This is a genomic window from Streptomyces sp. NPDC031210, from assembly GCF_055570395.1.
Map to the genome: position 1 here is coordinate 221,898 of NZ_JBVIHH010000001.1, position 26,493 is coordinate 248,390.

The 26,493-nt window shown below is 73.4% G+C and carries 27 protein-coding genes; 8 read left to right on the forward strand and 19 right to left on the reverse strand.

All coding sequences use genetic code 11. From position 1 onward, the window contains the following. The first annotated feature begins 300 nt into the window (after positions 1 to 300). Positions 301 to 837 (forward strand): DUF6314 family protein, encoded by a 537-nt coding sequence (locus tag ACZ45Z_RS01020; protein WP_468354116.1) that lies wholly within the window; start codon positions 301 to 303, stop codon positions 835 to 837. Here ACZ45Z_RS01020 and ACZ45Z_RS01025 read toward each other — a convergent pair. The 3 genes from ACZ45Z_RS01025 to ACZ45Z_RS01035 form a co-directional block, all read right to left on the reverse strand. After that, entirely contained in the window at positions 810 to 1,622 is an 813-nt protein-coding gene (locus tag ACZ45Z_RS01025) for a class I SAM-dependent methyltransferase (protein WP_468355500.1), read from the reverse strand. The two genes, ACZ45Z_RS01020 and ACZ45Z_RS01025, sit on opposite strands and share 28 nt — an antisense overlap. Before the next feature lie 162 nt (positions 1,623 to 1,784). Continuing rightward, complete coding sequence (locus ACZ45Z_RS01030) at positions 1,785 to 2,015, reverse strand: hypothetical protein (protein WP_468354118.1); 231 nt, start codon at positions 2,013 to 2,015, stop codon at positions 1,785 to 1,787. A gap of 84 nt (positions 2,016 to 2,099) precedes the next feature. Next, positions 2,100 to 2,348 carry an SCO4226 family nickel-binding protein gene (locus ACZ45Z_RS01035; protein ID WP_468354120.1) on the reverse strand — a complete coding sequence of 83 codons (249 nt, stop codon included), beginning with the start codon at positions 2,346 to 2,348 and terminating at the stop codon, positions 2,100 to 2,102. A gap of 747 nt (positions 2,349 to 3,095) precedes the next feature. On the opposite strand from ACZ45Z_RS01035, the gene ACZ45Z_RS01040 reads away from it, so the two are divergent. Then, positions 3,096 to 3,911, forward strand: a complete 816-nt coding sequence (locus ACZ45Z_RS01040) for an SAM-dependent methyltransferase (RefSeq protein ID WP_468354122.1) — start codon at positions 3,096 to 3,098, stop codon at positions 3,909 to 3,911. Between the two features lie 85 nt (positions 3,912 to 3,996). Here ACZ45Z_RS01040 and ACZ45Z_RS01045 read toward each other — a convergent pair whose 3' ends face one another. Together ACZ45Z_RS01045 and ACZ45Z_RS01050 are read right to left on the reverse strand one after the other, a co-directional pair. Next, positions 3,997 to 4,905, reverse strand: a complete 909-nt coding sequence (locus ACZ45Z_RS01045) for a helix-turn-helix domain-containing protein (protein WP_468354124.1) — start codon at positions 4,903 to 4,905, stop codon at positions 3,997 to 3,999. Positions 4,906 to 4,998: 93 nt separating this feature from the next. Further along, the gene (locus ACZ45Z_RS01050; protein ID WP_468354126.1) at positions 4,999 to 5,241 is read right to left on the reverse strand and encodes a DUF397 domain-containing protein; all 243 of its coding nucleotides are present in this window, start codon (positions 5,239 to 5,241) and stop codon (positions 4,999 to 5,001) included. A 194-nt stretch (positions 5,242 to 5,435) separates the two neighbouring features. On the opposite strand from ACZ45Z_RS01050, the gene ACZ45Z_RS01055 reads away from it, so the two are divergent. Further along, complete coding sequence (locus ACZ45Z_RS01055) at positions 5,436 to 5,942, forward strand: ATP-binding protein (RefSeq protein WP_468354128.1); 507 nt, start codon at positions 5,436 to 5,438, stop codon at positions 5,940 to 5,942. A 36-nt stretch (positions 5,943 to 5,978) separates the two neighbouring features. On the opposite strand, the gene ACZ45Z_RS01060 is transcribed toward ACZ45Z_RS01055, so the two are convergent. The 4 genes from ACZ45Z_RS01060 to ACZ45Z_RS01075 form a co-directional block, all read right to left on the reverse strand. Next, entirely contained in the window at positions 5,979 to 6,398 is a 420-nt protein-coding gene (locus ACZ45Z_RS01060; protein WP_468354130.1) for a coenzyme f390 synthetase, read from the reverse strand. Positions 6,399 to 6,453: 55 nt separating this feature from the next. Further along, positions 6,454 to 7,470: a methylmalonyl Co-A mutase-associated GTPase MeaB gene (gene meaB, locus ACZ45Z_RS01065; protein ID WP_468354132.1), complete on the reverse strand. Its 1,017-nt coding sequence runs from the start codon at positions 7,468 to 7,470 to the stop codon at positions 6,454 to 6,456. A 13-nt stretch (positions 7,471 to 7,483) separates the two neighbouring features. Next, positions 7,484 to 9,715 carry a methylmalonyl-CoA mutase gene (scpA, locus tag ACZ45Z_RS01070; RefSeq protein ID WP_468354134.1) on the reverse strand — a complete coding sequence of 744 codons (2,232 nt, stop codon included), beginning with the start codon at positions 9,713 to 9,715 and terminating at the stop codon, positions 7,484 to 7,486. Between the two features lie 153 nt (positions 9,716 to 9,868). Continuing rightward, positions 9,869 to 11,755, reverse strand: a complete 1,887-nt coding sequence (locus ACZ45Z_RS01075; protein WP_468354136.1) for a methylmalonyl-CoA mutase family protein — start codon at positions 11,753 to 11,755, stop codon at positions 9,869 to 9,871. 332 nt (positions 11,756 to 12,087) lie between these two features. Between ACZ45Z_RS01075 and ACZ45Z_RS01080 the strand changes: the two genes are divergently transcribed. Then, positions 12,088 to 13,371, forward strand: a complete 1,284-nt coding sequence (locus ACZ45Z_RS01080) for a DUF4185 domain-containing protein (protein ID WP_468354138.1) — start codon at positions 12,088 to 12,090, stop codon at positions 13,369 to 13,371. An 11-nt stretch (positions 13,372 to 13,382) separates the two neighbouring features. Here the strand turns inward: ACZ45Z_RS01080 and ACZ45Z_RS01085 are convergent, their stop codons facing one another. The 4 genes from ACZ45Z_RS01085 to ACZ45Z_RS01100 form a co-directional block, all read right to left on the reverse strand. Beyond that, positions 13,383 to 13,784, reverse strand: a complete 402-nt coding sequence (locus tag ACZ45Z_RS01085) for a DnaJ family domain-containing protein (RefSeq protein WP_468354140.1) — start codon at positions 13,782 to 13,784, stop codon at positions 13,383 to 13,385. Between the two features lie 99 nt (positions 13,785 to 13,883). Next, the gene (locus ACZ45Z_RS01090) at positions 13,884 to 14,519 is read right to left on the reverse strand and encodes a hypothetical protein (protein WP_468354142.1); all 636 of its coding nucleotides are present in this window, start codon (positions 14,517 to 14,519) and stop codon (positions 13,884 to 13,886) included. Further along, positions 14,516 to 16,192 (reverse strand): ATP-binding protein, encoded by a 1,677-nt coding sequence (locus ACZ45Z_RS01095; protein ID WP_468354144.1) that lies wholly within the window; start codon positions 16,190 to 16,192, stop codon positions 14,516 to 14,518. Before ACZ45Z_RS01095 ends, ACZ45Z_RS01090 begins: the two co-directional genes overlap by 4 nt. Next, positions 16,189 to 16,893 carry a response regulator gene (locus ACZ45Z_RS01100; protein ID WP_468354146.1) on the reverse strand — a complete coding sequence of 235 codons (705 nt, stop codon included), beginning with the start codon at positions 16,891 to 16,893 and terminating at the stop codon, positions 16,189 to 16,191. Before ACZ45Z_RS01100 ends, ACZ45Z_RS01095 begins: the two co-directional genes overlap by 4 nt. A 159-nt stretch (positions 16,894 to 17,052) precedes the next feature. On the opposite strand from ACZ45Z_RS01100, the gene ACZ45Z_RS01105 reads away from it, so the two are divergent. Beyond that, positions 17,053 to 17,820, forward strand: a complete 768-nt coding sequence (locus ACZ45Z_RS01105) for a polysaccharide deacetylase family protein (protein WP_468354148.1) — start codon at positions 17,053 to 17,055, stop codon at positions 17,818 to 17,820. A gap of 12 nt (positions 17,821 to 17,832) precedes the next feature. On the opposite strand, the gene ssgD is transcribed toward ACZ45Z_RS01105, so the two are convergent. The 4 genes from ssgD to ACZ45Z_RS01125 all read right to left on the reverse strand — a co-directional run bounded on the left by ssgD (position 17,833) and on the right by ACZ45Z_RS01125 (position 21,453). After that, a complete protein-coding gene (ssgD, locus tag ACZ45Z_RS01110; protein ID WP_468354150.1) occupies positions 17,833 to 18,246 on the reverse strand; it encodes a spore wall synthesis regulator SsgD in 414 nt (137 codons plus the stop codon). A 335-nt stretch (positions 18,247 to 18,581) separates the two neighbouring features. After that, complete coding sequence (locus ACZ45Z_RS01115; protein ID WP_468354152.1) at positions 18,582 to 19,172, reverse strand: hypothetical protein; 591 nt, start codon at positions 19,170 to 19,172, stop codon at positions 18,582 to 18,584. A gap of 197 nt (positions 19,173 to 19,369) precedes the next feature. After that, positions 19,370 to 20,938, reverse strand: coding sequence for a PH domain-containing protein (locus ACZ45Z_RS01120; RefSeq protein ID WP_468354154.1), 1,569 nt, complete (start codon positions 20,936 to 20,938; stop codon positions 19,370 to 19,372). Next, complete coding sequence (locus tag ACZ45Z_RS01125; protein WP_468354156.1) at positions 20,935 to 21,453, reverse strand: PH domain-containing protein; 519 nt, start codon at positions 21,451 to 21,453, stop codon at positions 20,935 to 20,937. Before ACZ45Z_RS01125 ends, ACZ45Z_RS01120 begins: the two co-directional genes overlap by 4 nt. 127 nt (positions 21,454 to 21,580) lie before the next feature. Between ACZ45Z_RS01125 and ACZ45Z_RS01130 the strand changes: the two genes are divergently transcribed. From ACZ45Z_RS01130 to ACZ45Z_RS01140, 3 genes are all read left to right on the forward strand, one after another. Then, the gene (locus tag ACZ45Z_RS01130) at positions 21,581 to 22,192 is read left to right on the forward strand and encodes a TetR/AcrR family transcriptional regulator (protein WP_468354158.1); all 612 of its coding nucleotides are present in this window, start codon (positions 21,581 to 21,583) and stop codon (positions 22,190 to 22,192) included. 132 nt (positions 22,193 to 22,324) lie between these two features. Then, positions 22,325 to 23,548 (forward strand): WD40/YVTN/BNR-like repeat-containing protein, encoded by a 1,224-nt coding sequence (locus ACZ45Z_RS01135; protein ID WP_468354160.1) that lies wholly within the window; start codon positions 22,325 to 22,327, stop codon positions 23,546 to 23,548. Between the two features lie 204 nt (positions 23,549 to 23,752). After that, on the forward strand, positions 23,753 to 24,079 hold the full coding sequence (locus tag ACZ45Z_RS01140) for a hypothetical protein (RefSeq protein WP_468354162.1): 327 nt from the start codon (positions 23,753 to 23,755) through the stop codon (positions 24,077 to 24,079). Between the two features lie 47 nt (positions 24,080 to 24,126). Here ACZ45Z_RS01140 and ACZ45Z_RS01145 read toward each other — a convergent pair whose 3' ends face one another. Both ACZ45Z_RS01145 and ACZ45Z_RS01150 read right to left on the reverse strand, forming a co-directional pair. Continuing rightward, positions 24,127 to 24,633, reverse strand: coding sequence for a MarR family winged helix-turn-helix transcriptional regulator (locus tag ACZ45Z_RS01145; RefSeq protein ID WP_468354164.1), 507 nt, complete (start codon positions 24,631 to 24,633; stop codon positions 24,127 to 24,129). 68 nt (positions 24,634 to 24,701) lie between these two features. Then, entirely contained in the window at positions 24,702 to 26,474 is a 1,773-nt protein-coding gene (locus ACZ45Z_RS01150; RefSeq protein ID WP_468354166.1) for an FUSC family protein, read from the reverse strand. Between the last annotated feature and the right edge of the window lie 19 nt (positions 26,475 to 26,493).

The window sequence follows — 26,493 nt, forward strand, 5'->3', positions numbered from 1 at the left end:
GGTGGCTGCGGCGGACGCGGCGCCCCGGCGGCGGAGCACGGCCTCCGGGGCGCCGGGCGGCCCGGCCGTGCGGACCTCGGCGGCGATCTCTGCACCGAGAGTAAGGCGGTCGTCGCGGGTCCGCACGATGGAGCGCCGGGCGGCGCGGCGCGTGTCGGACGGCGGCCCGGCGGCCCGGCGGTGACGGTGCGGCGGGCCGCTCACCCGGAAGGACCCGGCCACGCGGGGGCCGGCCGCTCGCCCGTACGGCCCCGGAGACACGGCCGGCCGACCGCTCACCGATGCGGGGACAATGGGGCCATGACCTCGCCCCTGGCGCCCGGAGCGGCGACCACCGTGCTGCCCGTCCCCGACGCCGCGGCGTATCTGGCCGGCCGCTGGAGCGTCGAACGCGCCGTGTACGACCTGCGGACCGGCGCCGAGGGAGCCTTCCGCGGCACGGCCGTCTTCCGGCCCGACCCGGCCGACGACGCGCCGGCCGCCGCCCGGGCGCTGCTCCACACCGAAGAGGGCACCTTGACCTGGGACGGCGTGGCCCACCCGGCGAGCCGTACCCTGCGGCTGCGCCCGCTGCCCGACGGCACCGCCGAGGTCGCCTTCGCCGACGGCCGCCCCTTCCACGCCCTGGACCTGCGCACCGGCCGGTGGACCACCGTCCACCCCTGCGCCGCGGACCGGTACGCGGGCACGTTCACCGTCGTCTCCCCGGCGCTGTGGCACCTCCAGTGGCGGGTCGGCGGGCCGGCGAAGGACCAGTTGCTGCGGTCGGTCTACCGCCGCGCGCGGACGGGTGAGGGGCCCGGGGAACATCAGGGCTTCACCGCCCGAAGGGCGTAGAGCAGGGGGATGACCGGCTCCGACGGCGGCAGCCGCCACCATCCGCGGCCGGCCGGGACCATGGAGTCGAACCGCTTCCACGGTAGGAGTTCCGTCTCACGGACGAGTTGGACGGTCAGGCCGGCGCCGACGACGGCGGAGACGACCTCGCCGATGCCGTGCCGCCACTCGTAACTCGTCGTCGCGCCCTCCACCGGTGGGCCGTCGGTGTACGTGTGCGGCGTATCGCTCCTCAGGGGCCCGCGACCGGCCAAGTAGTCGTGGCGCAGCAGGAGTTGCGGGCCGTCCGGGGCGGGCACCGGGCCGAGGGCGTTGAGCAGGGGATGGAACTCGACGAGGTAGAACGTCCCGCCCGGCCGCAGCAGCGCGCTGACGACGCCGGCCCACCGGGTCAGGTCCGGGAGGTAGCAGAGCGCTCCCTTTCCGGTGTAGACCACGTCGAACCGGCGGTCGCCGAGCGCGGCGGGGGCCCGGTGGACGTCGGACCGGACGAACTCCATGTCCCGCCCGGCCGCACGGGCGAGCCGCCGGGCCTCGGCGACCGCGGCGGCCGAGAAGTCCAGCCCCACGGTGCAGGCCGCGCCCCGGTCCGCGAACGCGGCGGTCTCCGTGCCGAGATGGCACTGGAGGTGGAGGACGTCCCGGCCGGTCAGGTCGCCGAGATCCGCCCATTCGAAGGGGGCGAACCAGTCCTCGGGTATGCGGGAGCCGTCCAGGCCGTAGAAGTCACTGGCCACGTGGACGGGGGTGCGGGCGTCCCAGTTCGCCTGGTTGGCGCGGAGCATCTCGTCGGTGGTGGGGAGGGGGTTCGCGGTGGTAGCGGTGGAAGCGGCGGTGGCAGGCGGGGCCGGGGAGGCCGCAGGGGCGGCGGGGGCCGAGCGGGGTGGCCCCGCCGCCGGCTCGCTCTTCTCTGTGGTCATGCCGTGCTTGTACCCGCCGGGGCGGCTTCACGCGCTGTCGTCGTCCGGCAGGCCGTACTCATGGGCCGGGCCGTCCCGCCATTCCACCCACAGCGGATCGTCGAGGATGGCCGCGGGTTCGGCCACGCCGGCCCGGCGCAGGAACTCGATCATGTCCCGGTCGTCGTGCGCCAGCCCCAGGATCTGGTCGCGCACGGTGACCCGCCGCCCGCCGGTCGGCGAGGGGCGGTGCACCACGATCGGGGCTTGCCCGTGCATGCACCCAGCCTGCTGCGTCCGGGCCCGCGGCGCAGCCCGAACGCGACGAACGGCCGGGTGGCCGGTCAGACCGTCGGCGGCGGGTCAGACCGTCAGCGGTACCGGGTGGATCTCGTCCGCCGGGTGGCCGGCCCGCTCGTGGATGCGCTGGACGGCATCCGCGGAGGGCGCCTCGGACAGGCAGAACACGTCACCGGACGCGGGGTCCGCCCAGGCGTGCTCGAAGCGGACGTTCTCCTGGTCCTGAATGGCCACGTCGGCGGCGTGGGCCTCCTTGAACTGGTCAGCCGTGAGGTTCTTCATGCCGTGATGGACGTCCATGAACTTCGCCATCGAACTCACTCCTCGGCCCGGCAGGCGGATATGCCCCATGTACCTCTTCCATGGTGCCTCTCTCGGTGCGGCGCCTCCACTCGCGGCGCCGACGACAGGCGGGCCTGGGCGGGTCTGGGCAGGCGACCCGCGCGCGGTCGATTGCCGTCCGTGGTCGGGTGGACGCGGTACGTCACGCTCGCGGAGCCCCGGTCGTAGCGGGAGGCAGGTGAGCGGGAGCGGTCACGGCGGGCCGCGCCGGGGGAGCGGTGGCCTACGGGGCAGGTGTAAAGCGGGCGGCGCGTGGTAGGCGATCTGACACAACGCTCCGCTCCGCGACGGCAGTTGCTCGGGTGCCTGCCGTGCGGGGAACGGTGTGGGGCCGGGCCTGTTCCCTGACTGCGGGCCGGACCCCGCCGCGGTGCGTCCCGGCGCCGGGTGTCGCCGGGGACCCGGTACGGGCCGTCGCCCCTGAGTGGCGTGGTGGCGGCCCGTACCCCCTCGATTCCGGCCATGAGGGCCGCCGGTCGGGTCACCCCCGGCCCGCAGGACGAGCGGCGAACCCCCTTTAGCCGTACGGAAGTTCGGTTCGCCACGGACCGGCGGTGACCCAACTCCCCACTCCCGGCTACCGACTGTGCCGCTCGCCTGCGACGACCGCCGGTCGGTGGGTATGTTGGAAACCGCACCGGAAGAGCGGACGTCCGTCGTGGCGTGGCCGCCCGCTGCCCCATGACGGTGGATGTCGAGCGACGGGAAAAGTGTGGAATGAGCCAGGAATCGCGACCGCAGGCCGGCACCGTCGACGTCAGTGTCCCGAGCGTGGCGCGGATGTACGACTACTACCTCGGCGGCAAGGACAACTACGCCGTGGACCGCGAGGCGTGTGACGAGCTGAGCAAGGTGGTGCCCAGCACGCAGGTGCTGGCGATCAACAACCGGCGCTTCCTCCAGCGGGCGGTGCGCCGGCTGGCCCGCGACCACGGCATCCGGCAGTTCATCGACCACGGCTCAGGTCTGCCGACCCAGGACAACGTCCACCAGGTCGCGCAAGCCGTCGATCCCAGCTCCCGCGTCGTCTACGTCGACAACGACCCCATCGTGCTGGCGCACGGCCGCGCGCTGCTGGAGGAGAACGCCAACACGGCCGTCATCCAGGCCGACATGCGCGACACCGAGGGGATCTTCAGCAGCCCCGAGGTGGAGCGGCTGATCGACTTCGAGCAGCCCGTCGCCGCGCTGTTCGTCTCCGTACTGCACTGCATCCCGGACTCCGACGACCCGGCCGGTCTGATCAAGCGGGTCGCCGACCGGCTCGCTCCCGGCAGCTTCCTGGTGGTCTGCCAGCTCGTCAGCGAGGACGCGGCGACCCGCGACTTCGTGACCGAGTTCATGCGCGTCAGCACGCACGGCCAGTGGGGCCGGGTGCGGCGGGAGCATGAGCTGGCGGGGTTCCTGGAGGGTCTGGAGATCATGGAGCCGGGGCTGGTGGAGGTCTCCACCTGGCTGCCCGACGGGGATCTCGGTCCCAAGCAACTCACCATGGAGTGGATCGAGTTCGGCGGCGTCGCCCGCAAGCCGTAGCGGCGACGGCGCGTAGAGAGGGAGCGGCGGGGCCCGTTGAAACCGGGGCCCCGCGACTCCCTCCCGTCAGCTCTCCTGCTCGGGCTCAGCCCTCCTGCTTGAGCAGACGCTCCAGCAGCGCCAAGGACTCGCGCGGCGATGCGGCCTGAGCGCTGAGCCGGTCCATCACGGCGAGGTAGTGATCGACGTCGTCGCGCTTGTCCAGATAGAGCGCGCTGGTCAACTGCTCCAGATAGACGATGTCCGGCAGGTCCGGCTCCAGGAACCGCAGGATCGTGATCGGGCCACCGGCCGCCGCGAGCCCGCCGAGACTGAACGGCGCGACCTGCAACGTGACGTTCGGCAGTTGCGCCACCGACAGCAGATGACGTAGCTGACCCTCCATCACTCCGGGTCCGCCCAGCGGTCGGCGCAGCGACGCCTCGTCGATCACCGCCCACACCCGGGGCGCCTCCGGGACGGTCAGTAGCTTCTGCCGCTGTACGCGCAGTGCGACCCGGCGCTCGATCTCCTCCGCGTCGGCCCGCGGATGACCGAGCTGCGTCACCGCGTGCGCGTATTCCGGCGTCTGCAACAGGCCCGGTACGAACTGGACTTCGTAGGTGCGGATGACGGACGCGGCCTCTTCCAGACCGATGTGCGTCTCGAACCAACTGGGCAGCACATCGCCGTACTGGTGCCACCAGCCCGGAGTGCTGGTCCGGCGGGCCAGGGCCAGGAAGCCGGCGCGCTCGGACTCGTCCGTGACGCCGTAGAGCGTCAGCAGATCCGCGACGTCCCGCTCCTTGCAGCCGACCCGGCCGAGTTCGAGGCGGCTGATCTTCGCGTGCGAACCGCGGATGGCGTCCCCGGCGGCCTCGCGGGTGATGCCCGCGCCCTCACGCAGCCGCCGAAGCTGCGTGCCCAGCACGATGCGCAGGACGGTCGGGCCGCCGCGCGGGTGCTCAAGGTGGCGGCGCAGGGACGGGTCGCTGCTCGGCTGCGCGGCGATCATGCTGACTCCCCTGAGTGGTCGGGCGAACGCTCAGTGTCCCATTGCCCGAAGCGAACGTACAGTCGCGGCGACTATCCGGACGACATATGCCCGTCAGTCGCGCGGCAGCAGATCGTCGAAGTCTCCGTCCTTGGCGCCCTGGACGAAGGCCACCATCTCGTCCCGCGTGTAGATCAGCGCCGGGCCCGAGGCGTGGCGCGAGTTGCGTACCGCCACCCCGCCGTCCGAAAGAACGGCCAGCTCAACGCAGTTGCCGCTGGGATTGCTGCGACGGCTCTTGCGCCACACGGCACCTTCGATGCTGGTCGCCCGCATGCCGTTCGTCACCGACTCCATAACCGCTGCTCCCTTGCTGGAGGTTGGGCCTCCGACCGGTTCCGGGCCGCGATCACGTTGGCGTGAACAGGCCCCTGAGTCACCGTCCTTACCGATGTAAGTGCAGATGCACTTGCAGCGGGGGTCGGCTGCCGAGGATATTAGCCCTCCCGGGCATTCCCGCCCAGCCCCGAATTCGCTTCGCGGAGATCGTGATGACCACACATCCGGCAGAGACCGTGCACGACGCCCTTCGGGAGGAACCGTGTGAGGACACCTGGTGGATGCCCGCCCCGGACGGCTTCGCCGCCTGCGCCCTCAGCGGCTCCGCGCGCACGGTGGCGGAGGCCCGGAACTTCACCCGCGTCACGCTCGGCGGCTGGAAGATGTGCGCCGGCGTCGCCGAGGACGCCGCGCTGGTGGTCTCCGAACTCGTCAGCAACGCCCTGCGGTACGGCATCCGGGAGGACCCCGGCGCCCTCGGAGACGACCGGCCCGACGCCCTGGGTCCCGCCTGGCTCGCGCTGACCCGGCAGGACGCCGGCGTGCTCTGCGCGGTCTCGGACGCCGGCACCGGCACACCGGTCGTCAAAACCCCCGACTATCTCGCCGAGTCCGGCCGCGGACTGCACATCGTCGACCGGCTCAGTGACGCCTGGGGCTGGACACCGCCGGACGGCTCCGGCAAGACGGTCTGGGCCACGGTCTCGACGCGGGGCTGACGCCCGACGGGAGGCCGCGGCCCCAGGGGAGGCGCGTCAGCGGTCTTCCGGGAACAGGTAGCGGTCATCCTTCGCCGCGCACGCCGCGAACGGGCCGCCGCCGAAAGGATGCACCACGAGCGCGATCTCCCGCGCCGACGGATCGTCCTCCAGCGCCCGTGCCGACTCACCGCCGCAGGCGGCCAGTTGACGCAGAACGCCGTGCTGGCACGCCTTCGCCAGCCGGTCCGCCTCGGCGGGCGACGGGGCCGCCCCGCGCCGTAGCTGCACATGGACGACCGGCGGCGCTTCCAGATCGCCGCCCGTGTCGACCGCCAGGCAGAATCCCTCGATCAGCTCCGCGAGCGGATTGTCGTCGTACAGCCCGCGAGCGACGTCCTGCGGATCGATGACGGCCCCCAAGAACGAGGTGGTGTGGTCACCCCGAATCCTCCGCGCCGCGCCGCGAGGCGTCATGAGTGCGGCTACTCAGATGGGCCGCTGAGTAGCCCGCACCCGAGCCGACGCTGCGTCAGGAACCGGAGGTGCCAGTGCCGTTGGCGTCCGGCAGTCCGAAGGCCGTCAGCAGCCGCTCGGCGGCCAGGGTCGCGGTGAGCCGGCCCTCGCGCACCTCCCGCTCGACCTCGGGGCCCAGGCGGCGCACGTCGGGGTGCTCCTTGAGGCGGTCCATCAGGCGTTCGCGAACCATCGCCCAGGTCCAGTCGACCTGCTGGGCGCGGCGCCGCTCGGCCAGCGCCCCGGTGGACTCCAGCAGCGTGCGGTGCTGCTCGATCCGCTCCCACACCGTTTCCAGACCCGTTCCCTCACGGGCGCTGCAGGTCAGGACGGGCGGTGTCCACGCGGCGTCCGGGGGCTGCAACAGTCGGAGCGCGCCGGACAGTTCGCGGGCCGCGGAACGGGCGTCCCGCTCGTGCGGCCCGTCCGCCTTGTTGACCGACACCAGGTCCGCGAGCTCCAGGACGCCCTTCTTGATGCCCTGGAGCTGGTCGCCGGTGCGGGCCAGGGTCAGCAGCAGGAAGGTGTCGACCATGTTCGCCACGGTCGTCTCGGACTGGCCGACACCGACCGTCTCCACCAGCACGACGTCGTAGCCGGCGGCCTCCATCACCACCATCGACTCGCGGGTGGCCCGCGCCACGCCGCCCAGCGTCCCGGACGTGGGGGAGGGGCGGACGAACGCCGCCGGATCGGTCGCCAGCCGCTCCATCCGGGTCTTGTCGCCCAGGATGGAGCCACCGGTCCGGCTGGAGGACGGGTCGACGGCCAGCACGGCCACCCGGTGCCCCAGACCGGTCAGCAGCGAACCGAGCGCGTCGATGAACGTCGACTTGCCCACGCCCGGCACACCGCTGATGCCCACCCGCCGCGCCGCACCGGAATGCGGCAGCAGCTCGATCAGCAGCCGCTGGGCCGCCGCCCGGTGGTCGGCGCGGGTGGACTCCACCAGCGTCACGGCACGCGCGATCCACGCCCGGGAGCCCGCCCGGACGCCCTCGGCGTACCGTTCGACATCGAACCTCGGTGGCATCAACGGCACCGGCTCACAGCTCGTGGCCGAGGACCGACGCCAGGTCCCGCACCAGGTCGTGGGCGGCATCGGGGATGACCGTGCCGGGCAGGAAGACCGCGGCCGCGCCCATGTCGCGCAGCGGCTGTACGTCCTGCGGCGGGATCACCCCGCCCACCACGATCGTGATGTCCTCCCGGTCCTCCGCGGCCAGCGCCTCCCGCAGCGCGGGCACCAGCGTCAGATGGCCGGCCGCCAGCGAGGACACCCCGACGATGTGCACGTCGGCCTCCACCGCCTGCCGGGCCACCTCGGCCGGCGTCTGGAACAGCGGGCCGACATCCACGTCGAAACCCAGGTCGGCGAAGGCCGTGGCGATCACCTTCTGGCCGCGGTCATGGCCGTCCTGGCCCATCTTGGCCACCAGGATGCGCGGCCGGCGCCCCTCGGCGCTCTCGAACTCGGCCACCAGCGCCCGGGTGCGCTCCACACCCGAGGAGGGGCCCGCCTCGTCTCGGTACACACCGGAAATCGTACGGATCTGGCCCGAGTGCCGCCCGTACACCGTCTCCAGGGCGTCCGAGATCTCACCGACCGTCGCCATCGCGCGCGCCGCGTTCACCGCCAGCGCCAGCAGATTGCCCTCAAGTCCCGCGCCGGGGCCGGACTTCGCCGCCTCGGTCAGCGCCCGCAGCGCGTCCTGGCAGGCGCTCTCGTCGCGCTCGGCCCGCAGCCGCTTGAGCTTCTCGATCTGCTGGGCGCGCACCGAGGAGTTGTCGACCTTGAGGACATCGATCTCCTCATCGGTCTCCACCCGGTACTTGTTGACGCCGATCAGCGCCTGCCGACCGGAGTCGATCCGGGCCTGGGTGCGGGCCGCGGCCTCCTCCACCCGCAGCTTCGGGATGCCCGCGTCGATGGCCTTGGCCATGCCGCCGGCCGCCTCGACCTCCTCGATGTGCTGCCAGGCCCGCCGCGCCAGATCGTGGGTGAGCTTCTCGACGTACGCGCTGCCGCCCCACGGGTCGATGACCCGGCAGGTGCCCGACTCCTGCTGGAGGAAGAGCTGGGTGTTGCGGGCGATGCGGGCGGAGAAGTCGGTGGGCAGCGCCAGCGCCTCGTCCAGCGCGTTGGTGTGCAGCGACTGGGTGTGGCCCTGGGTGGCGGCCATCGCCTCCACGCACGTACGCGTGACGTTGTTGAACACGTCCTGCGCGGTGAGCGACCAGCCCGAGGTCTGCGAATGGGTGCGCAGCGAAAGGGACTTGGGGTTCTTCGGATCGAAGCGCTGCACCAGACGCGCCCACAGCAGCCGGGCCGCCCGCAGCTTGGCGATCTCCATGAAGAAGTTCATGCCGATCGCCCAGAAGAACGACAGCCGCGGCGCGAAGGAGTCCACGTCCATGCCCGCCGCCATGCCCGCGCGCAGATACTCGACCCCGTCGGCGAGGGTGTACGCCAGCTCCAGGTCGGCGGTGGCCCCCGCCTCCTGGATGTGGTAGCCGGAGATCGAGATGGAGTTGTAGCGCGGCATCTTCTGCGAGGTGTACGCGAAGATGTCGGAGATGATCCGCATCGAGGGCTGCGGCGGGTAGATGTAGGTGTTGCGGACCATGAACTCCTTGAGGATGTCGTTCTGAATGGTCCCGGCCAGCTTCTCGGGCGGTACGCCCTGCTCCTCCGCCGCCACGATGTAGAGGGCGAGAACGGGCAGCACCGCGCCGTTCATCGTCATCGACACGGTCATCTTGTCGAGCGGGATGCCCTCGAAGAGCTGCCGCATGTCGTAGATCGAGTCGATGGCCACGCCCGCCATGCCGACGTCACCGGTCACCCGGGGGTGATCGCTGTCGTAGCCGCGGTGGGTGGGCAGGTCGAAGGCGACCGACAGGCCCTTCTGGCCGGCGGCCAGATTGCGCCGGTAGAAGGCGTTGGACTCCTCGGCGGTGGAGAACCCGGCGTACTGCCGGATCGTCCAGGGCTGGTTGACGTACATCGTCGGGTACGGGCCGCGCAGATACGGCGTGATCCCCGGGTAGGTGCCCAGGAAGTCCAGACCGTCGAGGTCCGCCTCCGTGTAGAGCGGCTTGACGTCGATGCCTTCCGGGGTCTCCCACGTCAGGTCCTCGACGCTCTTGCCGGTGGCCTCCGCCACCGCATCGGCCCACTGGGCGGCGTCGCCCGAGCCGTCTGGCGCGCCAGAGTCGCCCAGCTCGACGGTGCTGAAGTCCGGGATGGCGCCCGCGTGTTGTGTTGTGTCACCCATTAAGACTCCTGGCGAGTGGGCCACCGGTTTCGGCCGGTGAGGGAATCGCTTCGCTGGCTCGTGGTACCTTTTGTCCGTCCCGCAAGGGATCGGTTCGGGCTGGACCGCACCCCTCGGGTTGGAAGCCCCCCTCTTTCAGATGGGGGAGCGGAGTCACCACGCCACCTCCATGACATCTAGGGCCGAGGTGAGCACCCCGACAGCATCGCAGTCGGCAAAGACGAACGAGTCCACGCCGGCTCGTTCGTATGCCTGCTGGCGCTCGCCCGGTTTGCCCGCCAGGTGCACCCGCACCGCACCCGCCGCCTTCAGCGCGCCCGCCACGGCCGCGGCCTGCTCGCCGTACAGCGCGTCACTCGAACACAGGCAGGCGATCCGCGCCCCGCTGCGCGCGAACGCCTCGGCGACCGACTCCGCGTCCACCGGCGCCGGCTCCTGCACCGTCTCGATGCCGCCGGCCTGGAAGAGATTGGCGGCGAACGAGACCCGCCCGGTGTGCACCGCGGCCGGACCCAGCGCCGCGAGGAACACCTTCGGGCGCTCCCCGGTCGCGGCCAGATGCGCGTCCGAACGGGAGCGCAGCGTCTCGTAGGCGTCGTCCCGGCGCACCCGCGGCAGTCCGCCGCCCGGCGGGGCGGGGGCCGGCTCGCGGTGTACGGGCGGCTCCGCCAGATGCGGGAACTCGCTGACACCGGTGATCGGTTCGCGGCGCCGGGCCAGCTCCTCCGACCGCCGCTGCCAGGTCCGCGCCAGCCGCTCGCCGAGCATGCCCGAGCGCAGCGCGGCCGCCTGGCCGCCCGCGCCCTCGATCTCCTGGAAGAACGCCCAGGCCGCGCCGGCCAGTTGGTCGGTGAGGCTCTCGACGTACCAGGAACCGCCCGCCGGGTCGATGACCTTCGACAGGTGCGACTCCTCCAGCAGCACGGACTGGGTGTTGCGGGCGATCCGGCGGGCGAACGCGTCGCTCAGGCCCAGCGCGGAGTCGAACGGCAGCACCGTCACCGCGTCCGCGCCGCCCACGCCGGCGGACAGCCCGGCGACCGTGGTGCGCAGCATGTTCACCCACGGGTCCCGACGGGTCATCATCACCGTGGAGGTCACCGCGTGCTGGCGTTGCGCGGACGCGGCGGGCGAGGCGCCGCAGACCTGGGCGACCCGCGCCCACAGGCGGCGGGCGGCGCGCAGCTTGGCGATGGTCAGGAACTGGTCGGCGGTCGCGGCGTAGCGGAACTCCACCTGCCGGCACGCCTGGTCGACGCTCAGCCCGCCCGCGGTCAGCGCCCGCAGATAGGCGACGCCGGTGGCCAGCGAGGCGCCCAGCTCCTCGGCGGTCGAGCCACCCGCCTCGTGGTACGGCAGCGCGTCCACCGCCAGCGCCCGCAGGCCGGGCGCGTCGGCGGCGCAGCGCGCGGCCAGCTCGGCGGCCCTCTCCAGGTGGGTGCCGAGCGCGTCGTCGTCGCCCGTACGGGCCAGCAGCCCGAGCGGGTCGGCGCCCAGGTTGCCGGTGGCCTCGGCGACCGGCACGCCGGACGCGGGGTAGAGCCGCAGCAACTCCTCCGCGGCCGCGGCGAAATCGGCGCCGGCGTCCAGCGCGACGGCGGCCAGGTCCAGGTAGACGCCCTCCAGCGCCCGGGGCAGCTCCGCCACCGGCACGCCGTGGTGCCCGACGGTCAGCCACAGGGAGGTGACGCCGTTCTCCAGGTCGGCGAGCACGGATTCGTTGGCGCGCGCCGCGTCGGTGTGCACATGGCGCTGGCGTACGTCCCAGCCGGCGACGGCGGTGCCCTCGGGACGGCCGGCCCGGAGGAACGGCGGGAAGCCGGGACGGCCCACGGCGGGGCTCGGATCGGTTTCGGCGGTGTACAGCGGACGGACGCGGATGCCGTCCTGAAGGTCGGTGGCGAGGGCGTCCTCGGCGGCGGCACCCGCAGCCGCTACGCCCGATTTGCGCAGCACGCCTTCCACGAGGCGCTGCCACTGCGCTCGGTCGGCGTCCGGGAATGCGGCGGCCAGGGGGAGTTCGGGGGACTCGGCGGTCATGGCAGCAGGCTAGGCGAACGACCGTTAGCCGGAGCAGAGGCTCCGGCTGTGACCTTGCACTCTTTGACCTCGCGTTGACCTCGCGCTTGTCCGTATTCGGGGGGACATGCGGGACGGGGCGGGCGGCGCGGAGGGGGCCGAGGTGGGGCGCGTCACTCGCCTGTCCCGGCCCGGCGTTCGGCGCGCCGACAGGACCGGAGAAAGCCGCAAAAGCCTCGTATCGCCCGTGGCGGTGGAGGGGTGGTCGGCGCGCGCGGGCGCCGCGATGTCGTCCGGCGGCCGGCCGCCCCCGGTTCTGTACGGTGGGGCACGGCACCCGACCGAGGAGCGGAATGGCCAGGCCGCAGCCCACCCGCGCGAGGACCGCCGCCGCGCTTTTGAGCCTGCTCCTGACCGCCGCCCTCCTGTGGGCGCTGCCCGGCCCCCGCCCCGACACCACGCCCGCGCCCGCCTGCGCGGGGCGCCGGATCGCCGCCTGGACGCCGGACGCGCCGCACACCGCGGAGTTCGCCCGCTACGGCGAGGACAACACCAGGACCGACGACTGGACCGGCGGCGACGGCACCCACTCCACGCGCCTGCCCGACGGCCGCACGCTCTGGCTCTTCTCCGACACCTTCCTCGACCGGATCCAGCCACCGCCCAACCCCCAAGGGCAGCCTTACAGTTGGCGCACCACGGACCAGGGCACCACACCCCTGTTGCGGCACAACTCCGTCGTCGTGATGTCCCGTTCCGGCCGCCTGGAGCGCACCCTGACCGGCGCCTCCGCCGCCGCCCCGGGGCCCTTCTTCCCCGACCCGCCCGGCGGCTGGCGCTGGCCGGTCCGCGCGCGCGTCGAACCCCGCTTCCCCGGCGCGCGGGAGAAGGTCGTGCGCGTCCTGCTGTGGAACCGCGCCCCGGGCACCGGCCCCTGGGTCTTCGGTGTGCCGCGCGGCACCGAGGTCGCCACCCTCTCGCTCCCCGGTCTCCACCTGGAGGGCATCACCGAAGCCGTCGACCAGAGTTCCGTCGCCGAGCCGGGCCGGCGCGTCCTCTACGGCGCGGCGGCCGTCCGCGACGGCGGCTGGACCTACGTCTTCGGCGCGGACGACGACCCGGCCGCACCCGCCTCGAACGCCTACCTCGCCCGGGTCCCGGTCGGCCGGCTCGCCGAGCGCGGCCGATGGCGGTTCTGGGACGGCGCCCACTGGCAGCGGCGGGCCGAGCGCGCCGCCCCGGTGCTGCGCGCCGGCGGACGGCGCGGCGTCGGCAGCTCCTACACCGTCGCCCGGGACGGCGCGACCTGGGTGCTGTTCACCATGGACACCGGCGGCCAGGGCGCCGCCGGACTCACCACGCTGACCGGCTACTGGTCCTGCTCACCGCGGGGCCCCTGGCACGGTCCCCACGGCCGGCTCACCCCGCCCCGCCCGCCCGACCCCGACGCCCGCCACATCGCCGTCTACAACCCCCAGGTCCACCCGGAGTTCACCGCCGACGGCCGGCTCCTGCTCAGCTATGACGTCAACTGGCTCGGCCCGCCCGGCGTCCCGGCCGACCCCAAGGTCAACGGCAACGCGGCCCTCTACCGGCCGCGGTTCCTGCGGGTGCGGCTGGGCGCCGCCGGGCCGTGAGCCGCGCGCCCTCAGCCCGCGTGCCGCTCCCGCCATTCGCGGGCGATCTCCTCGATGTCGAACGGCCGGAGGTTGAGCGGCGGCCCTTCGAGCGGAGTGACCAGCGCCGCACGGATCTTGTCGTTGACGGCCGTCAGGACGCGACGCAGCGCGGCCTCGGTGGGTGCCCGGGACGCGGCCTCCAGCGCGTCCTCGGCCTCCTTGCGCAGGACGAGCGTCGGCGGCAGATACGAGAGGTTCTCCCGGCGCATCTTGTCCTTGACCCACCACATCTCGTCATACGGCTGGTCGAGCTGGGGGAGGGGCTTGCCGGCGCCGGGGAGACGGGCGAAGTCGCCGCGCTCCGTCGCCTCGCGGATCTGCTTGTCGACCCAGGTCTCGAAGCTGACACCGGGTGGTTTGCGCTCGGTCATCGCGTGATCTCCCGAGGTTCAGTGGCCGACCGGTCCTCCAGGCACGCACGCGGGTGCCTCCTGCCACCGTACCGCTGAGCCGTACCGCTCAGCCCTCGCTCAGTCCTCGCTCGGCACGTCCGTCTCCGGCGAGCCCGGCTCCGGCACGCCGGTCTCCGGCGCTTCCGACCGCGGCCCGCTCGGTGACGGCTCGACCACCGGGAAGGCGTTGTTTCCGCCGCAGACCAGCGGACCGACGCGGACACCGGCGCCCACCAGCGTCACCATGACCTCGCCCGGCGGCTTGTTGCCGGGGACCCGCGCGTTGGCAGCGGTGCACACGAGCTGGTTCAGCGAGGCGGAGTCCAGCAGTTTCGCGTTCATCGGCAGCGTGATCTCGACCGTGCCCTCGCGGGTGCCGGCGGTCAGCGGGCCGGGGAACTTCGGCAGCACGCTGGAGAGCCCGCGCTGCCGCTCGGCGTGGTTGGGGCCCTCCAGCAGCAGCGCGATGGCTTCCTGCGGATCGGCCGGGGCCTTCGCCGGCCGGGTCGCGGACCGCAGCCCCGCCTGCCCGTAGAAGAAGAGCTGCACATCGGCCTCGGGCTGGCCGGGGGCCTTGACCCCGGCCGCGGGCGACCCGGCGTCGATGACATCGGTGGGGGCGATGCCGCAGCCGGCCAGCGTCGCGCAGAGCGCGCCCGCCAGCAGGGCGGCCCGTACGGCCGGCCGGGGTGTGCGGTGCGTCAGGGCGTTCACCGGTCGTTCCCCTTCCCGCTCGCGGGCAGCCCGGAGCCGTCGGCCGCGTCCCGTCGGGAGTCGTCGGCCGCGTCCGGACCGGAGCTCTCCGCGCCGTCCCGTCCGGGACCGTCGGCCGTCGCGTCACCGTCCGGCGTCGCCGCGGCGTCACCGTCCGGGCCCTCCTCCGGATCCCCGGGCGTCTCGTCGGATTCCTCGCCGTGGTGCAGCGGCAGGTCCACGGTGAACACGGCGCCGCCGTCGGGCGAGTTGGCGGCGCGCACCGAGCCGCCGTGGAGGCGGACGTTCTCCAGCGCGATGGCCAGGCCCAGGCCGCTGCCCTCCGAGCGGGCGCGGGCCGAGTCCGCCTTGTAGAAGCGGTCGAAGACATGCGGCAGGACCTGCGGGTCGATGCCGGGCCCCCGGTCGGAGATCTCGATCAGCAGCCGGCCGGCGCCCGGCTCCGGCGCGTGCAGCACCACCCGGACCGGCTCACCGCCGTGGTGCAGGGCGTTGCCCACCAGGTTGGCGACGACCACGTCCAGCCGCCGCGGATCGAGCCGGGCCCGCACGCCCGCGGGCAGCTCGGCCGCGACCCGCTGCTGCCAGGCCCGGGCCTGCAGCGTCTTGCGGATCGTCTCGGCGACGTCCACCTCGTCCAGGTGCAGCGCCGCCGCCCCCGCGTCGAAGCGGGAAACCTCCATCAGGTCCTCCACCATCCGCGCCAGCTTGCCGGTCTCCTGACTGATCAGCCGGACCGCGGAGGCGGTGTCGGGGTCGAGGGAGTCGGCGTCCTCGTCGAGCACGTCGGTGACCGCCGTCATCGCCGCCAGCGGCGTGCGCAGCTCGTGCGAGACATCGGCGGCGAACCGCCGCGAGTTGGACTCCAGCCGGCGCAGCTCCGCCACGCTCTCCTCCAGCTTCGCGGCCGTGTCGTTGAACGTCATGGAAAGGTCGGCGAGTTCGTCGGCGCCCTTGACCTCCAGCCGGGTGTCCAGCTTGCCCTCGGCGATCCGCCCGGCGGCCAGCCGCAGCCCTCGTACGGGACGCAGCACCCCGCGCGCGGCGAACAGCGCGGGGATCACGGACAGCGCGAGCACCGGCAGCGCGCCCCGCTGGGCGGCGCTCACCAGCGCCTCGACGTTGGCCTCCTCGGCGCTCAACGGCAACTGGGCGTAGACCGACAGCGCGGAGGCCCGGCCGTCGGACTGCCGGACCGGCATTCCGATCAGCAGCCACGGAGCGCCGCCCCGGTCCACCCGCTGGAAGGCCGGCACATGACGCTTCTCGACGGACTCCTTCAGATCGGCCGGCACCCCCACGCCGCGCGGCAGCCCGCCCTCGCCGCTCTCCCGGACGCCGCTGTAGTGGACGGTGATGTCCCAGTCCCGCGACTTGCCCGAGCGTTCGAGCTGGATACGGAAGGAGTCCAGGTCCGCCCGGGACGGCGGCACGGCCAGTTCCGGGGCCAGCGAATTGATCTGGGCGCGCAGGTCGTTGACCGCTATGTCCTGGGAGCGCTGGAGGATGGCGTTGCGGGCCTCGCGGTAGGTCAGCCCCGCGGTGGTCAGCGCGCTCACCGCGGCCACCAGCAAGAACGCCACCACGAGCCGGGCCCGCAGACCGCGCAGCAACTGGGGGCGCCCGCGGCGGAGGCGGGGGAGGGCGGCCGTCAGGCGGCCGGGACGCCTCACAGGGGTCCGAAGCGGTAACCGAATCCGCGGACGGTCTGGACGTAGCGGGGCGTGCGCGGGGTGTCCTCTATCTTCGTGCGCAGCCGCATGACACACGCGTCGACCAGCCGCGCGTCGCCGTGGTAGCTGTGCTCCCAGACGTGTTCGAGTAGCTGCTGGCGGCTGAAGACCTGACCCGGGGTGGCGGACAGGAACAGCAGCAGTTTCATCTCCGACGGAGCCAGCGCCAGGTCCTGGCCGCCCTTGGCGACGACCAGTCCCGCCCGGTCGATGGCCAGTTCGCCGTACGTCTCGACGGGGGCGGGCCCCGGCTCGGCGGCGGGCGTGCCGTCGGCGGGCAGCGCCGTGCGGCGCAGCACGGCCCGGATCCGCGCTTCGAGGACCTCGCCGCGGGCGGGCTTGACGATGTAGTCGTCCGCGCCGGCCTCCAGGCCGAGCACCACATCGAGGTCGTCGCCACGGGCGGTGAGCATGATGATCGGCAACTGCCGCTCGGCGCGGATCAGCCGGCAGACCTCGAACCCGTCCTTGCCCGGCAGCATCAGATCCAGCAGGACGATGTCGGGCCGGAAGGCCGGCAGGGTCGCGAGGCCCTCCTCGCCGCTCGCCGCGGCCGCCACTTCGTGGCCGCGCCGCCGGAGTGCGAGAGACACCCCGTCCCGTACGGCGGCGTCGTCCTCGATCAGAAGTACACGTGGCATGGGACCAGTATCAATAAGTTTCATGATGGATCCGTAACAGGAGCATCCCGCCCGCCGCCGCGCGCATCTGTCGTGGTGCGAGACGGCGAGCGTGCCCAGGCACCGCCGTCCGGTCGAACAACGCAGCACGGCACAGCACGCACGAAGGACGGGATGGACATGGCACGGCGCTTCGGAATCGAGGGCGGCATCATGGCGTTGGCCGCGGCGGCGGTCGCGTCGCTGGCGGTCGTGGGGGCGCTCGCCTTCGCCGAACCCGGGGGCAGCTCCCAGGCGCACGCCGACACCGTCGACTCCGCCGGCCGGCCGCCCGCCGCCGCGCCGGTCGACCCGTCCATCGCGCACGCCTCCGACCGCCCCGGCCGGAGCCTGAACATCACCATCGACGACGGCCCGGACCCGGTCTGGACGCCCAAGGTGCTCGAAGTCCTCAAGAAGCACAACGTCAAGGCGACGTTCTGCATGATCGGCCCGCAGGCCAAGGCCCACCCGGGCCTCGTCAAGCGGGTGGTGGCCGCCGGGCACAAGCTGTGCGACCACACCCTCGACCACGACACGGGCATGGACCATCGGCCGGAGAGCTACCAGTCGCAGCAGATCCTCGGCGCCCAGAAGATGATCGAGGAGGCGGCAGGAGGCGCGAAGGTGGAGTACTACCGCGCCCCTGGCGGCGCCTTCACGCCCTACAGCCGAAAGGTCGCCGCCGAGCACGGCATGCGGCCGCTGGGCTGGAACGTCGACAGCAAGGACTTCGAGGGCGGCAGCGTGGAGACGATAGAGGCGATCGTGCGCGGCGAGCTGCCCAACGGTCCGACGGTCCTCTTCCACGACGGGGGCGGGAACCGGGCCAGGACCGTCGAGTCGCTGGACCGGCTGCTGCCGTGGATGCGGCAGCAGGGTTACGGCTTCGGCTTCCCGCAGCGCTGAGCGGCCCGCGGCTCAGGCCGTGCCGAACAGCTCCGCGAGGCCGCGCTCGACGTCGAGTTGCGACAGTTCCGCTCCGGCGGGCACGGCCTCGTAGGAGCGGGCCAGGAAGTCGCGGACGTCCGCCGTCTTCAACTGGACCATGGCGATGCCCTCTTCCGCGTGGAACTCCATCACCGTCCGGTGCGGGCCGGACGGCCGCACCCGCACGTCGCCCCGGCCCGCCGGCGTCCGCAGCCCCTCGTCGAGCAGCTCGCGGGCGAACGCCCAGTCCACCGCCGCGCCGTCCAGGGAGATCTCCGGCGGGAAGGACATCCGCACCGCGAGCGGATCGGCCGGCTGGTAGTGCAGCACCGCGGGCACCGTGCGCGGACCGGGCGTGGTCGCGATGAGTCGGACCTGGACGGCTTGGTCGATGACACTGGGCATCGCGGGCTGCTCCCTCACGGCTGTCGGATCATGGGCGGGCTCGTCCAGTAGGACGGTGTGCCCGCTCTCGCCGTGCATGCGACAGGGGTGTGACCTTTGTCATGTCACGCATCCCCGGGCCGATCGGGGGTAGTGACTGCGGCCCGCCTGCTCAGGGGCCCTTCGCGGCGTCGTACGTCACCCGCACGAGGACCGGCCGCGCGCTGTCGACCCCGCACCTGACTGATCAGGGTTTCGGCGACCCCTTCGGGTCGGTGCGGCTGGTAGCCGGCGCTGTCCGCCAGGACATGGCGCCAGGAGTCGAGACCTCACGGCCGGCCCCGGAACCCCGCTGACTACGCGCAGGGAACGTCGAGCGTGTAGTGACGCTCACTGTGGATCGCTACGTCGCTCCACCATGGACCGACCTGGTCGAAGTCGAAGGTGAAGTCGAGATCGCCGCATTCCTTCAGGACTTGTCCCGTGTTGTGCCACTTCTTGTCCGGAGTGATGGTCTGGTTGTGTCCCAAGTTGTAGGCAAGCAGTTGCCTGCCATCCTTCGAGACCTTCCCCGACGCCGCCCACTTGGCACCACGGCGGCCGTATTGCCCGGCGCCGCTCGGCCGGATGTAGTACCAAGAGCGGCCCCAGTAATACTGGGTCTCTCGCGTGTTGACCTTCACCCAGGTCGTGCCGAAAACGTGGCCTGGACGCAGGCACGCCTGGGCTTCGGTGTAAGTCCACCGCCCCTCGCCGTACAACTTCTCCCACGGACCGCAGTACTCGCCCGACTGTGGCGTGCCCCCTGCCTGGGCCGCCCGGCCGACATGGCTCTCGGCGACGGCCGGCGTAACCAACAGCGGGGCCTGGAGGGCTAAGGCGGCGAGCACCACACCGCTCGCGCGTATCCTCCTGCTGGGCCGAACGCGGCGCTGCTTCGTGTGCATGATGGCTCCTTTCCATCGGATTTCCCTCGGAGTGGTCGCCCGACCGTGAGGCCAGGCTTCTTGTGTGGCCGCGTGCCCGACCGGGCAGCCCCTATGACCGGTATCGCCGCCACTCACCCGTTCGAGTGATTTCGGCGGTGGCCGGTCCCCTGCTGACGCGCCGAGACGACCCGCGCATGTGCTCGCCCGGAGTTTTCCTAGGCGGGTTGGGGTCCTGCCACCAGGAACTCCTCCAAGATGCCCGGCGCCGCGGCCGCCGCGAAGGCCGGGGCCCGGCGGGCGTCGAGGTCCGGGAGGCGGTAGCCGTCCTCGCCGGCCGCGACGGCGGCGGTGAGCGTGACCAGTCCGGCCCGGCGGGTGAAGGGCGAGGTGGAGAACGTCCAGGCCGCTATCGCCTCGCGCTGGAGGGCGAGGGTGTCCCGGCTGAAGGTGCCGGAGCGGGTGACCAGATAGCGGCCCCGTATGTCGTGGCCCAGGCTGCGGTACGCGTCCTTGGCCAGCCACAGGACGACGGGCGTGGTGAGCAGCGCGTAGATCCAGGCGCAGTGCACCAGGACGGGGGTGAATGCCGCGCCCAGGCCGCCGAGCACGACCGTGCCGGGCAGCACCGCCCACAGCAGGCCGCGCGTCCGCCGCCGGCGGAGAGCGGCCGGCGGGTGCGGGGTCAGGGCGGCGCCGGGGTCCGCCGTCAACGCGGCGTCCGGCACCGGGAGGGCGCCGCCCGCCACCCGCAGGGCCTCGCGGCGCGGGGCGGGCGGCAGCAGCACGCTGCGGCTGCGGTTCTGCTCCCGGTTGCCGAGACCGCCGGCCACCGCGCGGACCGTCGCCCCGCCACCGGCCCGCAGCAGCAGGGGTTCGCGCAGCGACACGCCGCGCAGCCGGGACCGTTCGATGGTGACCGAGCGGGTGGTGAACAGCCCGCGGCGCACGCGCAGGGTGCGGGCGTCGCTCCACTCCAGGCGGTGGTTCCACCAGTTCTCGACGTACAGGGCGACCGCGCCGGCCGAGCCGAGGGCGAGGACGGTGAGCAGCGCCGCGGGGAGCGTCAGCCACAGCATGCCGGCGCCGAATTCGGCGAACGCCCGCTGGACGAAGCCGAGTTTCCACGGCTCGATGCCCATGGCGTCCAGCGCCCGGTAGACGGAACCGGCCGCGACGAACACTCCGCCGATGCCCCAGAACGTCAGCGGCGCGTACCGCAGCCAGCGCCAGTTGACGCGCGCCAGCACCGGGTCCTGCGCCGCCCCGCCGCCGGCGTACGCCAGCAACTCCGTGCGCAGCCGGTCGGCTTCGGCGACCGGCAGGGCCTCCAGCGACAGCTCGCCACCGCCGTCGGCGGAACCCGCCGTGCCGGCCCGCACCACCGTCACGCCGAGCAGCCGGTGCAGGGGTGACGCCGTCAGGTCGACGGTACGGATGCGGTGCAGCGGCACGCTGCGCAGCCGCCGGGTCAGCAGCCCGGTGCGCACCTCCAGGGCCAGGGGGGCGCCTGCCGTGCCGTCATGGCCCGGGCGGAGGGTGACGCGGAAGTCCGTACGGGCCCAGCGGACGAAGCCGATCGCGGTGATCACGGCGAAGGAGGCGGCGATCGCGGCGAGGGTGATCCAGGCTCCGACGGTGATCCGGCCGCCGGTCGCCAGCGCGGTGAGCGCCAGCGAGCCGAGGGGGGCGGCCATCCAGCCGCAGTGCACCAGGAGCGTGCGGGGATCGAGCCGGCGCCACGGCGCGGGGCCGGTGGGCGCGGGGGTGTACTCCGGGGCGCTCATGCGGCGTCACCCGGAACGTCCTGCGCGATGTCGCCGATCCGCCGGGACAGCTCCTCGGCGTCGGCGTCGGACAGTCCGGCGATCTTGATGTCGCCGGCGGTGGAGGCGGTGGTGACGGTCACCGTGGCCAGCCCGTAGCGCCGCTGAAGGGGGCCGCGCAGGGTGTCCACCGTCTGCACCCGGGACAGCGGGGCGATCCGCCGCCGCTGCCAGAACCAGCCGCTCGCCGCGTACACCGCGCGGTCGCCGAGTTCCCAGGCGTGTACCGCATACCGCCGGCGCGGCATCACCACGAGGTAGATCAGGGCCGGCAGGACGAGCGTGACCAGCAGCGACGGGCCCAGCCACGGCAGCGCGCCGGGGAAGAACAGCGCGGAGAGCGCCGCCATGACCAGCGCGGTGAGCAGCGTCGGACCGCTGAGGGTCAGCAGCGCCTGGATCGTCCACCAGCGGCGGGCGCGTGGATCGACGCGGTGGCGGGGCGGTCGCAGGAGGGGGGCGGCGTGCTGGGGCATGCGGGTCACCGGTTTCCAAGTCAAACGTATTGAATGCCGGTACGTTATAACGGTACAAGCGACTTGTAAAAATCGAGGGTGAGAACCTGGCGGCCGGCGGGCCGCACCGAAGGAAGGGAGACCGCCGGTGCCCAAGAAGGTGGACCACGAGGCCAGGCGCCAGGAGATCTCCGAGGCGCTCTGGCGGATCGCGAGCACCCGGGGGCTGGACGGCGCGAGCCTGCGGGATGTCGCCGCCGAGGCCGGTATCTCGCTCGGCCGGTTGCAGCACTACTTCCGCACCAAGGACGAGATGCTCGCCTTCGCCCTCCAGCACATCAACCGCCTGGCCGACCGGCGGATCCGCGAACGCATCCGGACGCTGACCGAGGAGCCGTCACCCCGCGCGGTGCTGCGCGCCTGCCTGTCGGGCATGCTGCCGCTGGACGAACAGAGCCGCATCGGCACGCTCGTCGGCGCCGCGTACTTCGCCCGCGCCGTGCACGACGAGACCCTGCGCGCCGAGGCCAGGGACGGCATCCCCGCCCTCCGCGCCTTCCTCGCCGACCAACTGCGCCGCGCGGCGCAGCGGGGCGAACTGGCCCCGGCCCGGGCCACCGAGGACGAGGCCATGACGCTCATCAGCCTGGCCGACGGGCTCTCCACGTACGTCCTGCTGGACGTCCACCCGCCGGAGCAGGCGTTGCGACTGCTGGATCTGCACCTGGCGCGGCTGTTCGGGGACTCCGACGCGAGCTGACGGCTGATCAGGACATGCCCCGCCGGTCGCGAGGCGGCCTGGACGGGGCCGGTGCGCTGGGCTAGCTTCCAGCGCAATGAGGGGCCGGAGAGACCTGAGGCCCATGGGGAACGTGACGCGGGGTGGGGCGCGATGGGGCGGCTGAGGCATACGGCGGGCGTGCGGGGCGAGGGACTTCGGGGGAAGGACAGGACGAGGGGCGGCCCGAGCGGGCGCGGGCCGGGCGGCCCGGGACCGAGCACCCGCCGGGGCCGCGCGGCGGTCGCGGCCTGCGCGGCGGTGCTCGCCGCGCTGACCGCCGGACCGTCCGCCACCGCGCAGCCGCTCACCTCGGCGAAGCCTCCCACCGCGGCGCACACCGCCCCGACGGCTTCCGGCGCCTTCACCGCCGGCTGGCACCTCAAGGACAGCGGCAGCAGCGCCCGTTTCCGCGGTCTGGCCGCCGTCGGCCGCACGACCGCCTGGGTCGCCGGCACCAAGGGCACCGTGCTGCGCACCCGGGACGGCGGCGCGCACTGGAGCGACGTCTCCCCGCCGGGCGCCGGCGAGTTGGAGTTCCGCGACATCGAGGCGTTCGACGCGCGCCGCGCCGTGGCCCTCGCGATCGGGGAGGGGGAGTCCTCGCGCGTCTTCCGCACCGACGACGGCGGGGCCACCTGGACCGAGAGCTTCCGCAACACCGACCCCCGGGCCTTCTACGACTGCCTGACCTTCTTCGACCGGCGGCACGGCATCGCGCTCAGCGACCCCGTCGACGGCAGGTACCGCATCCTGTCCACCGGTGACGGCGGCCGCAGTTGGCGGGTGCTGCCGTCGGCGGGTATGCCCCGGGCGCTCGGCGGCGAGGCGGCCTTCGCCGCGAGCGGGCAGTGCCTGGTCTCCTCGGGCGGCCACGACGCCTGGATCGCGACCGGCGGCGCGGCCACCGCCCGTGTCCTGCACAGCTCCGACCGCGGCCGCACCTGGTCGGTGACCGACACCCCCGTCCCGGCGGGTGATCCGGCCCGCGGCGTCTTCGCCCTCGCCTTCCGCGACCGCACCCACGGCCTGGCGGTCGGCGGTGACTACCGCACCGGGCAGCCCTCCCCGTCGGCCGCCGCGGTCACCGGTGACGGCGGCGCGAGCTGGAGCGGAGCCGCCGCACCCCCGCGGGCGTACCGCTCCGGGGTGACCTGGCTGCCGCACACGCGGCGCCTCGCCCTCGCGGTCGGCCCCACCGGGAGCGATCTGACCGTCGACGGCGGCCGCACCTGGCACGCCTTCGACACGGGCTCCTACGACACCGTCGACTGCGCACCGGACCTGGGCTGCTGGGCCGCCGGCGAACAGGGACGCATCGCCCGCCTGGAGCCGTAGGGCCTCTCCCGCCCCACGCCGCTCCCACGCAGGCCCGTTCCCCGGACCGCCCGTCTCGCTCTGTGGACGGGCGGCCGGAAGCGCCGCGCGGCCCGGCGGCCGTCTGCGATCCTGTCGTCCGACCGTCACGTGCGATGAGTGTCCCCCGTGCCGCTGCGAGGGCCGGTCGTGCGTGTCACCGCACGACATAGGGGAGGCGGCAGCATGCCGTTCATCGGCGAGATCTGGCGGGTGGAGCGGGGCGCGGACGTGATCGGCGAGATCACGATCACGGACGCGGAATTCCCCTGGCTCAACGGGCGGTTCGCGCCCGGCCCGGCCTTCGCGGAACTGCGGCCGCACTGCGCACGGGAACTGGAGCTGACCGACACGATCGACGACGACCCGGCGGCGTGGGAGGACGCCTACGCCCGGGCCTTCGGCGGCGTACGCCTGGTGGCTCCGGCCGGACCGGTGGCGGAATTCCTGCTGCACCTCGACGACGACAGCGCGTGGTTCCGCTGGAGCGACGAGCCGTTCCCGAGGAGCTGACGGGGCGGACGGCCGGAAGGGCCGAAGGAGCGGGGCGGCGAGGCCCCTCAGTCCATCAGGCTTCCCAGACGCCCTTCCAGCACCACCAGCAACTCGCCCAGCGCGCTGGAGAGTTCGGCCTGCCGCTCGTCGCCGATCCCGGCCAGCAGCGCCGCCTCGTACCGCAACTGTTCGGGCAGCAGCCGGTCGATGATGTCGCGGCCCTCGTCGGTGAGCGAGAGGTGCGCGACGCGGCGGTCCCGGTCGTCGGGCCGCCGGGCGATCAGCCCGCGCACCTCCAACTGCCGCACCCGCTTGGTCACCGCGGCCCCCGACGCGAACGTCTCGCGGGCCACTCGTCCGGGGGTCAGTTCGCGGTCCATCCGGCGCAGCGTGCCGAGGATGTCGAACTCCGGACGGGTGAGCCCGGCGCGCCGCAGCGGCGCGTCGGCCGCCTGTTGCAGCAGCGCCGAGCAGCGGTTGAGCCGCCCGATCACCGCCATCGGGCCGGTGTCCAGCCCGGGGTGCACCTGCTGCCACTGGCGCAGCACCCCCGCGACGATGTCCTCGGTCACCCGCACTCTCCTCCCGGCCTCCTGCCGTCTGATCATTGTGCCTGCCGCGAGCCGGTGCGGGTGTCAGGTCACGCGGCGAGGGCGGGCTGGGTCAGCCGGCGCACCAGCCCCGCCAGCGTGCGGTGCCCCCGCCGCTCGGCGAGAGCGATCCGCTCCTGCGGCAGCGCCCGCTGCCACCACTCGCCGGCCGCGACCTCGGCCGCCTCCCGCAGCTCGATCAGGCAGCCTGCGAGCCGGTCGCGGGCCCGCGCGGTCGCCCCTGCGTCGTCCCGTCCCGGCACCGGAGCGGCGGCCAGGAGCAGGCGCGCCGCGGCCTCGGCGTCCGCCACCCGCTCCAGCGCGGCGTCGATACGGTCGGCGGCCCGCCGATTGGTGATCAGCACACAGCAGGCCAGGCCCACCACCGCGCCCACCACCGTGTCGGTCCAGCGGTCGGCGATCAGCGTCGTGGCGGGCAGGTGACCGCCGAATCCGGTCAGCAGCAGCGCCATGGGGGTGACGCACACCGACCCGAGCCAGTAGTTGCGGGTGATGCATGCCTCGGCGCCCAGTTGGCAGGCCAGCGCCAGCAGGATCATGGCGAGCGGCCCGGTGCGGATCAGCGGCAGCATCGCGGTGAACAGCACGAGCCCGAGCAGATTGCCCAGGGTGCGCTGCACGGCGCGCTGCCAGGACAGCGTGGTGTTGGCCTGGTAGATCGAGGCCGCCGTGACCACCGCCCAGTACGGGTGCCCGACGCCGACGGCCATCGACGCCCAGCCCGCGAGCACGCAGCCGACGGCGACGCGGGCACCGATGGGCAGCAGCGGGGATCCCGGCGCGAGCCGGGCCAGGACGGTGCGGGTCCCCTTCAGCCCGCGCGGGCGGCCGGACGCCGCCGCTTGTGCCGCTGTCCCCGCCGCGGACTCCGCGATGAACCCGGCCCGTTGCTCGGCCCGGGCGGCGGAGAGCGGAACCTCGGGAAGCGGGCGGCCGCGGCGCAGCTCCCGCGCCCAGCCGGCGAGCCGCTCGGCCTCCGCCTCCCCACCGGACGCGCCCAACGACGCCTCGGCCCGTACGAGCAGCCGTTCCAGTCCGGCGCGGGCCGCCGCCTTCGCCGGAGTGCGGACCGGGACCAGGAAGAGGGTGTGCCAGGCCGCGTTCACGGCGGCCGCGGCCGTGTGCCGGGCGTGCGCCACCCCGGCCGGCGCGGCGCCGCCCCCGTGATCCGTACGCAGCAGACCGGCGGCGGCCTCCAGCGCGCGGGCGGTGGCGATCCGCTCCGGACCGCGCGGCCGGACGAGCCCCGGCGCCATGCACACCAGCCAGGCCAGGACACCGGCGGCGAGCGCCAGGGCCAGGTGGCCCGGGACCTGCCCGGCCCGCTGCGGGACGAAGAAGGCCGACGCGGCGATGAAGGTCAGGATGAGATTGCCCGGCGGTCCGACCCGCGTCGCCTCGCACACGACCTTGTGGACCGCGGCGGTCAGCGACGCGAGGACGACGAGCAGCGCGGTGGAGGCGGTCAACGAGGCGGCGGTCAGGGCGACGCCGAGGCTCGCGACCATGCCGAGCACCACCCAGGTCAGCGTGCGGGCGCGGGCGGCGTAGGGCAGGCCGTGTGCGTACAGGGCGCACATCGCGCCGGCCGAGGTGTAGAGGATCAGATCCAGCCGGTCCGCGGCGAGCAGCGCGAGGTCGGGAATCGCCAGCGCCACCACCGCGCTGAGCGCCGGCTTGTGCCAGATGTCGACGGGCCGGCGCAGCCGCACGGTGCTCTTGAGGGGCAGCGGGCGCACGCGCGCCCGGGTCCCCGGAGCGGTGGTCGGTGCGGGCCCGGCGGGCTTGGTGTGCTTCCCCATGGGAAAGAGATTAACAGGT